The sequence below is a fragment of the Kitasatospora sp. NPDC006697 genome (assembly GCF_042869935.1).
Lineage (GTDB): Bacteria > Actinomycetota > Actinomycetes > Streptomycetales > Streptomycetaceae > Kitasatospora.
In genome coordinates this window covers 302,424-309,755 of sequence record NZ_JBIAGU010000005.1, presented here as the reverse complement: position 1 = coordinate 309,755, position 7,332 = coordinate 302,424, and the positions used below count along the sequence as shown (strand labels likewise).

General features: G+C 76.2%; 3 protein-coding genes. All 3 read right to left on the bottom strand.

Going from position 1 to position 7,332, the window contains the following annotated elements:
- Positions 1–127: 127 nt before the first annotated feature.
- From ACFYNO_RS10115 to ACFYNO_RS10105, 3 genes are read right to left on the bottom strand one after another with little or no spacing between them, the layout of a single operon-like run.
- Positions 128–559 carry an ester cyclase gene (locus ACFYNO_RS10115; RefSeq protein WP_388008351.1) on the bottom strand — a complete coding sequence of 144 codons (432 nt, stop codon included), beginning with the start codon at positions 557–559 and terminating at the stop codon, positions 128–130.
- A gap of 46 nt (positions 560–605) precedes the next feature.
- Positions 606–1,367 carry an SDR family NAD(P)-dependent oxidoreductase gene (locus tag ACFYNO_RS10110; protein WP_388008348.1) on the bottom strand — a complete coding sequence of 254 codons (762 nt, stop codon included), beginning with the start codon at positions 1,365–1,367 and terminating at the stop codon, positions 606–608.
- Positions 1,364–7,330 (bottom strand): SDR family NAD(P)-dependent oxidoreductase, encoded by a 5,967-nt coding sequence (locus tag ACFYNO_RS10105; RefSeq protein WP_388008345.1) that lies wholly within the window; start codon positions 7,328–7,330, stop codon positions 1,364–1,366. The genes ACFYNO_RS10110 and ACFYNO_RS10105 overlap by 4 nt, the downstream gene beginning before the upstream one ends.
- Positions 7,331–7,332: the final 2 nt, after the last annotated feature.

Genomic DNA, 7,332 nt, shown 5'->3' with positions numbered 1-7,332 from the left:
GGGGGGGTTATCCCCGGGGGGTGGGTTGGGATGTGCGGGGGGGGGGGGCCGGGGCCCCCCGGGGGGGGGGGGGGGGGGGGGGCGGGCCGGCCCCCCCCCGGGCCGGCCCCCTGCTCGGCAGTGCGGGTCAGACCGCGGCGGCGGTGAGCTGGCGCAGGATGCCGAGCCGGTCGGGCAGCACGTTGTAGCGGACCACCTGGCCGTCCTTGAGGGTCAGTTGGCTGATGCTGAGGCCGGTGAACGGGCGGCCGGTGGCGGGCACGCCGAAGACCGGGCCGGAGTGGGTGCCCTCGATCCGCCAGTAGGCGATCACCCGGTCGCCCTCGGCCAGCAGGTCCTCCACGGTGGCCCGGACGTCCGGCACGTTCCCCCAGAGGGTCAGCAGGTGCTGCCGGAAGTCCTCCCGGCTGCCGCTGCCGCCCACCCCGACGATGGTCTCGTCCGCAGCGTCCTCGGCCACCAGCTCGGCCAGCAGGTCGATCCGCTGCCCGCTCACCATCTCGTGGTAGTAGCGGCGGACCACCTGCTTGTTCTGCTCCAGGGTCGACACGTCGCTCATCTCTGCGCGCTCCTTCAGTATCTGATGCATCGTCATGTGTGGTTGTTCAGTTGGCGGGCGGCGGCAGCAGGATGCCGCCGTTGGCGCTCAGGCCGCCGTCCACCGGCACGGTGACGCCGGTGACGTAGGAGGCCGCCGGGGAGGCCAGGAACCAGACCACCTCCGCCTGTTCCCGGGGATCGGCCCAACGCTGCGCCGGGATTCGGCTGGTGATGAACCGGGAGAACGCCGGGTCGGCCACCTGGCCGGCCGTCATGCCGGTCACCGTGCCGCCGGGGGCGATGGCGTTGACCCGGATGTTCTGCGCCGCGTAGTCGATGGCGGCGGCGCGCACCAGGTTGATCACGGCCGCCTTGGTGGCGTTGTAGCCCCAGGTGCCCGGGTCGCCGCGCAGGCCGGAGACCGAGGAGGTGGCGACGATCGCCCCGCCGCCGGCCGCCCGCAGCGCGGGCACGGCGGCCCGGATGCCGAGGGCGGTGCCGCGCACGTTCACCGCGTAGAGCCGGTCCAGCCGTTCGATCGAGCCGGCCGCCTCCAGCGGACCGGCGCCGCCGATCCCGGCGTTCAGCACGGCCGTGTCCAGCCGGCCGAACTCGGCGATCGCCCGCTGTACCGCCTCGGCGTTGGTCTCCTCCCGGGCCACGTCGCCGACCACGGTGACCACACCGTCCAACTCGGCCAGGGCCGCCAGCCCTTGCTCGTCCACGTCGACGGCCACCACCCGGTGGCCGCGTTCCGCGAACAGCCGTACCGTCGCCTCGCCGATGCCCGATCCTGCTCCGGTCACCAGTGCCACCGGGTCGGTCATACCTGCTCCTCCTGTCGTCCGTTGCTCTGCTGCTCGAGGTGCCGCACCCAGCCGCGGACCGCGTCCGCCGTGCTGGGGGTGTGGTGTTCGAGGATGGTGAAGTGGTCGCCGGGGATGTCCCGCGCCTGGTGCGGGTGCGGCCACCAGGCGCGCCAGTCCTGCCCGCCGGTCGGGTCCACGAGGGTGCCGCGCAGCGGGGTGTCGGCGCGCAGGGCGAGCACGGGCGCGGCGACGGGCTGCGGCTGCCACTGGGCGAACACCGAGTTGTAGCCGCCCATCGCGGTCAGGCTGGCGTCGCTCCAGACCATGTCGTACTGCGCGATCCGCTCGACCATGCCGGTGAGCATCGCCGTCAGCCACCAGTCCGCCATGCCCGGCCGGACCGCGCTGTCCACCGGGTAGGCGTCGAGCAGTAGCAACCCGGCGACCGGGCGGCCGAGTTCCTCCAGGCGGGCGGTGACGGCGTTGGCCACGCAGCCGCCCATCGACCGGCCGACCACGACGATCGGCCGCTCGGTGCCGACGGCCTCCGCCACCGCCTCGGTCTGCAGGCGCAGATAGGTCTCGAGGGTGTCGGGCAGCGGGTCGGCCTCGTCCCAGCCGGGCGAGGGCAGCACGAAGAGGTCGCGCTCGCCCTGGAAGGAGTGGCCGAACCGGGCGTACTCGTGCGGGCCGGAGATGGCGCTCAGCGCGGGGAAGCAGACCACGGCCAGCTCGCCCTCGCCGGAGGCGAGTTGGAGGGGTCGGCGGGCGTGCTCGGCGCGCTGGTCGGCGGTGAACCGGGTGCGCAGGGCGGAGGCGACGCCGATCAGCTCGGAGGCGGCGGTGAAGCTGCCCTGGGCGGCCAGGCGCTGGTAGAGGGTGGAGAGCGGCTGGTCGGTGGTGGTCCGCTGCTGCGGTTCCGGCTCGGCGTACTGCTCGTCGAGGTGGTCGGCGAGGGCGTTCGGGGTCGGGTGGTCGAAGGTGACGGTCGGGGCCAGCCGGTGGCCGGTCGCGGCGGTCAGGCGGTTGCGCAGTTCGACGGCGGTGAGCGAGTCCAGGCCCAGCTCGTTGAACGGCTTGCCGGGCGCGACGGCCTGCGCCTCGGTGGCCAGCACCTCGGCGGCGGCGCTGCGGACCAGCTCCAGCAGGGCGGCCCGGCGGGCCTGCGGATCGAGGCTGGGCGCGAGCGCGGTGACCGGCTTGGGCCGTCGGCGGGCGGGCGGCACGAGGGCGCGCAGCACGGCGGGGACGGCGGCGCCGGCCCGGACGGCGGCGAGGTCGAGCGGGGCGGCGACCAGGTAGGGCCCGGTGCTCCGGCTCGCCGCGAGCGCGGCGTCGAGGAGCCGCAGGCCCTGCGCATCGCCGATCGGCCGCAGCCCGGCCCGCGCGGCCCGCCGCCGGTCCGCCTCGGAGAGGTGCGCGGTGACCCCGCTCGGCGTGTCCCAGGCCCCCCAGGCCAGCGCCACGCCCGGGAGGCCGGCGGCCCGGCGCTCGGCGGCGAGGGCGTCGAGCGCGGTGTTGGCTGCCGCGTAGGCGCCCTGCCCGGGGCCGCCGAGCAGGGCGGCGACGGAGGAGTAGAGGACGAAGGCGGTGAGGTCGTGGTGGAGCGTCAACTCGTGCAGGTGCCGGGCGCCTTCGGCCTTGGGCCGGAGGACGGCGGCGAGCCGGTCGGGCGTGAGGGTGTCCAGCAGTCCGTCGTCGACGACGCCGGCGGTGTGGACGACGGCCCGCAGGGGATGCGCGGGCGGTATGGCACCGATGGCGGCGGCGAGCGCGGCACGGTCGGCGGCATCGGCGGCGAGCACCGTCACCTCGGCCCCTGCGGCCCGCAGTTCCTCGCGCAGCTCGGCCGCCCCGGGGGCCTCGGGGCCCCGGCGGGAGGTGAGGAGGAGGTGCCGGACGCCGTGGGCGGTGACGAGGTGGCGGGCGAGCAGGGCGCCGAGCGTGCCGGTGCCGCCGGTGATCAGGACGGTGCCCCGGGGGTCCCAGGAGACGGCCGGCTCCCCGGGCTCCGGGGACCCCACCCGCACCAGGCGCGGCACCCGGGCCACCCCCTCGCGCAGCGCAAGCTGCGGCTCCCCGCTCGCCAGCGCCTGCGTGAGCGCGGCGGCCGAGGCCGCCGAGCCGTCGCTGTCCACCAGGACGAAGCGGCCCGGCTGCTCGGACTGCGCCGAGCGCACCAGCCCCCAGGCCGGTGCCTGGGCGGGATCGGGCGCGCCGTCACCCGGGAGGCTGACGGCCCCTCGGGTCACGATCGCGAGCGGGCCCTCGCCCTCCGCGTGCCGCAGGTGGGTGAGGACCTGGTCGAGGACGGCCGGTCCCGCGCCGGCCGTCTCCAGCACCGCCCCGCGCCACTCGGAGCCCTCCCCCTCCCCCAGCGGCCGCCACTCCACCGTGAACAGCGCATCGCCCGCCGCCCCGCTCAGCTGCGCCCCCGAGACGACTCGCGAGCGCAGCGCCGCCATCGTCAGCACGGGGGCGCCCGCCGCGTCCACCGCGTCGAGCGTGATCGCCTCCGCGTCCAGGTAGCGCAACCGCACCCGCAGGCGCGTCGCGCCCGTTCCGTGCAGGCGGATGCCCTCATAGGCGAACGGCAGGCGGGTGGTCCCCTCGGGCGTGTCGGCAAGGGTGTCATGCGCCGTCAGGTGCACGGCGGCGTCCAGCAGCGCCGGGTGGATCCCGAACCGCGCCGCCTCCTCCGCCCCGCCCTCCGGCAGCGCGATCTCCGCGTACAGCGCCTCCGCGTCCCGCCAGGCGGCCCGCAGGCCCTGGAACGCCGGCCCGTAGACCAGCCCCGAGGCCGCGAGGTCCTCGTACAGCGTGTCCACCGCCACCGGTGCCGCGCCCGCCGGCGGCCATGCCTGCGGGCGCCACGCCGCGTCCCCGGGCGTGGCGTCGCTGAGCGTCCCGTAGGCGTGGCGCGCCCACTCGGCGGCCGGGTCCCGGCGCGAGTGGACCGCGACCGGGCGGGTCCCGTCCTCGCCGGGCGCGCCGACCGTCACCCGGAGCTGGACGGCCGCATCGGCGTCCAGCACCAGCGGAGCCTGGATCACCAGTTCCTCCAGCGTCCCCGTGCCCGCCTCCTCGCCGGCCCGCACCGCGAGGTCGACCAGTGCCGTGCCGGGGACGATCACCGTGCCCTGCACCGCGTGGTCGGCCAGCCACGGGTGCGACCGCAGCGAGAGGCCGCCGGCGAGCAGCAGGCCGTCGGAGTCCGCCAGCGGCACCGCCGCGCCCGCGATCGCGTGGTCCACGCCCGTCAGGCCCAGCCGCCCCAAGTCCCCCGGGGCGGCGGCCTGGCGCAGCCAGTACCGCCGCCGTTGGAAGGCGTAGGTCGGCAGCGCGACCCGCCGCCGTCCGGCGCCGAAGTGCGAGGACCAGTCGACCCGGTGGCCGTGCACATGCACCCGGCCGAGCGCGAGCAGCACCGTGCGCACCTCCTCGCGGTCCCAGCGCAGCGCCGGGGCGGTGACGGCGTCCTCGACGGCCGTCTGCACCAGCCCGCTCAGCACCCCGTGCGGCCCGAGCTCGACGAAGCTGCGCACCCCGGCGTCGCGCAGCGTGTCGACCACGTCGCCGAACCGCACCGCCTCCCGCACCTGGCGCACCCAGTACTCGGGGTCGGTGAGTTCGCCGGGCGCCGCGACCTTGCCGCTGACGTTGGAGACCACGGGGATCCGCGGTTCGCGCAGCTCCAGGCCCGCCACCACCCGGCGGAACTCGCCGAGCACCGGCTCCAGGTGGGCCGAGTGGAAGGCGTGCGAGACCCGCAGCCGCCGCACCCGGCGTCCTTGCGCCTCGAACTGCTCGCCGATCCGCTGCACCTGGCCCAGGTCGCCGGTGACCACCACCGAGCGCGGGCCGTTGACGGCGCCGAGCTCGGTGCCGGGCAGCAGGGCCGCCCGCACCTCCTCCTCGGTCGCCTCCAGCGCGACCATGCCGCCGACGCCGAGCGGCAGCTGCTGCATCAGCCGGGCCCGCGCCACCACCAGCTTGGCCGCGTCGCCTAGCCCGAGCACGCCGGCGACGTGCGCCGCCGCGACCTCGCCGATCGAGTGGCCGGAGACGAAGTCCGGCCGCACGCCCCAGGATTCGAAGAGCCGGTAGAGCGCGACGCCGACCGCGAAGAGCGCGGGCTGCGCCCAGCCGGTGTCGTCGAGGCCGTCGCCCGAGGCGAGCACCGGCTTCAGCGCGAGGCCCAACTCCCGCTCGACCGCGTCGAAGGCCTCCGCGTAGACGGGGAACTCCCGGTGGAGCGCCAGTCCCATGCCGGCCCGCTGCGAGCCCTGGCCGGAGAACAGGAAGGCCAGGGCGGCCGGTTCGGCGGCCGAGCCGATCAGCCCGCTGCCGACGGCCACCCGCTCCAGGCCGTCCAGCAGCTCGCGCCGGTCGCCGGCCAGCAGCAGCGCCCGCTCGTCCAGCAGTGCCCGTCCGGTGGCCAGCGTGTACGCCAGGTCGGCCAGTTCGGCGTCCTCCGGGTCGGCGGCCAGCCACTGCGCCAGCTTCGCGGCCTGCGCGCGCAGCGCCTCCGGCGAGCGCGCGGAGAGCAGCACCGGCAGCAGCGCCGGGGCCTCCCCCGGCTCGGCCGCCTGCTGGCTTTCCGGCGCCTGCTCGATGATCACATGCGCATTGGTGCCGCTCGCCCCGAACGCCGAGACCCCGATCCGGCGCTGTCCGCCTGCCGACCACTCCTGGGGCTGCGTCAGCAGCTTCACCCGGCCGGCCGACCAGTCGACGTACGGCGAGGGCTCGTCCGCGTGCAGGGTGCGCGGCAGCAGGCCGTGCCGGATCGCCTGCACCGACTTGATCACGCCCGCCACGCCGGCCGCCGCCTGGGTGTGCCCGATGTTGGACTTCAACGATCCGAGCCAGAGCGGCCGTTCGGCCGGCCGGTCCTGGCCGTAGGTGGCCAGCAGCGCCGCCGCCTCGATCGGGTCGCCGAGCCGGGTGCCGGTGCCGTGCGCCTCCACGGCGTCCACCTCGGCCGGGTCGAGACGGGCGCTGGCCAGCGCCTCGCGGATCACCCGCTGCTGCGCGGGACCGCTGGGCGCGGTCAGGCCGTTGGAGGCCCCGTCCTGGTTGACCGCCGAGCCGCGCAGCACCGCCAGCACCTGGTGGCCGTTGCGCCGCGCGTCGGAGAGCCGCTCGACCAGCAGCAGGCCCACGCCCTCGGCCCAGCCGGTGCCGTCGGCCTCCGCGCCGAAGGCCTTGCAGCGCCCGTCGGGTGAGAGGCCGCGCTGCCGGGAGAACTCGATGAAGCCCTGCGGGGTGGCCATCAGGCTGACGCCGCCGGCCAGCGCGAGCTCGGACTCGCCGCTGCGCAGCGACTGGGCGGCCAGGTGCAGTGCGACCAGCGAGGAGGAGCAGGCGGTGTCCACGGTCACCGCCGGGCCCTCGAAGCCGAAGGTGTAGGCGATCCGTCCGCTGGCCACGCTGTCCAGTCCGCCGATGCCGAGGAAGCCCTCCAACTCGCCGGGGGCCTCGTGGTGCCGGGGCGTGTAGTCGCCGCCGGCGATGCCCGCGAAGACGGCGGTCCGGCTGCCGCGCAGGCCGGTGGGGTCGATCCCGGCGTGCTCGAAGGCCTCCCAGGCGGTCTCCAGCAGCAGCCGGTGCTGCGGGTCGGTGGCCAGCGCCTCGCGCGGCGAGATGCCGAAGAACTCGGCGTCGAACTCGGCGGTGGTGTCGAGGAATCCGCCGTGCCGGGTGTAGGAGGTGCCGGGGTGGTCGGGGTCGGGGTGGTGCAGGCCGTCCAGGTCCCAGCCCCGGTCGGCCGGGAACTCGCCGATCGCGTCCCGGCCTTCGAGCACGGCCTGCCACAGCTCCTCGGGCGAGCCGATCCCGCCGGGGAGCCGGCAGGCCATGCCCACGATCGCGATCGGCTCCCGCCGCGCGGACTCGACCTCCTGGAGGCGCTTCTGCGCCTTCTGGGCGTCGGCCAGCGCGCGCTTCAGGTACTCGCGGAGCTTCTGGTCGTTCGACATCG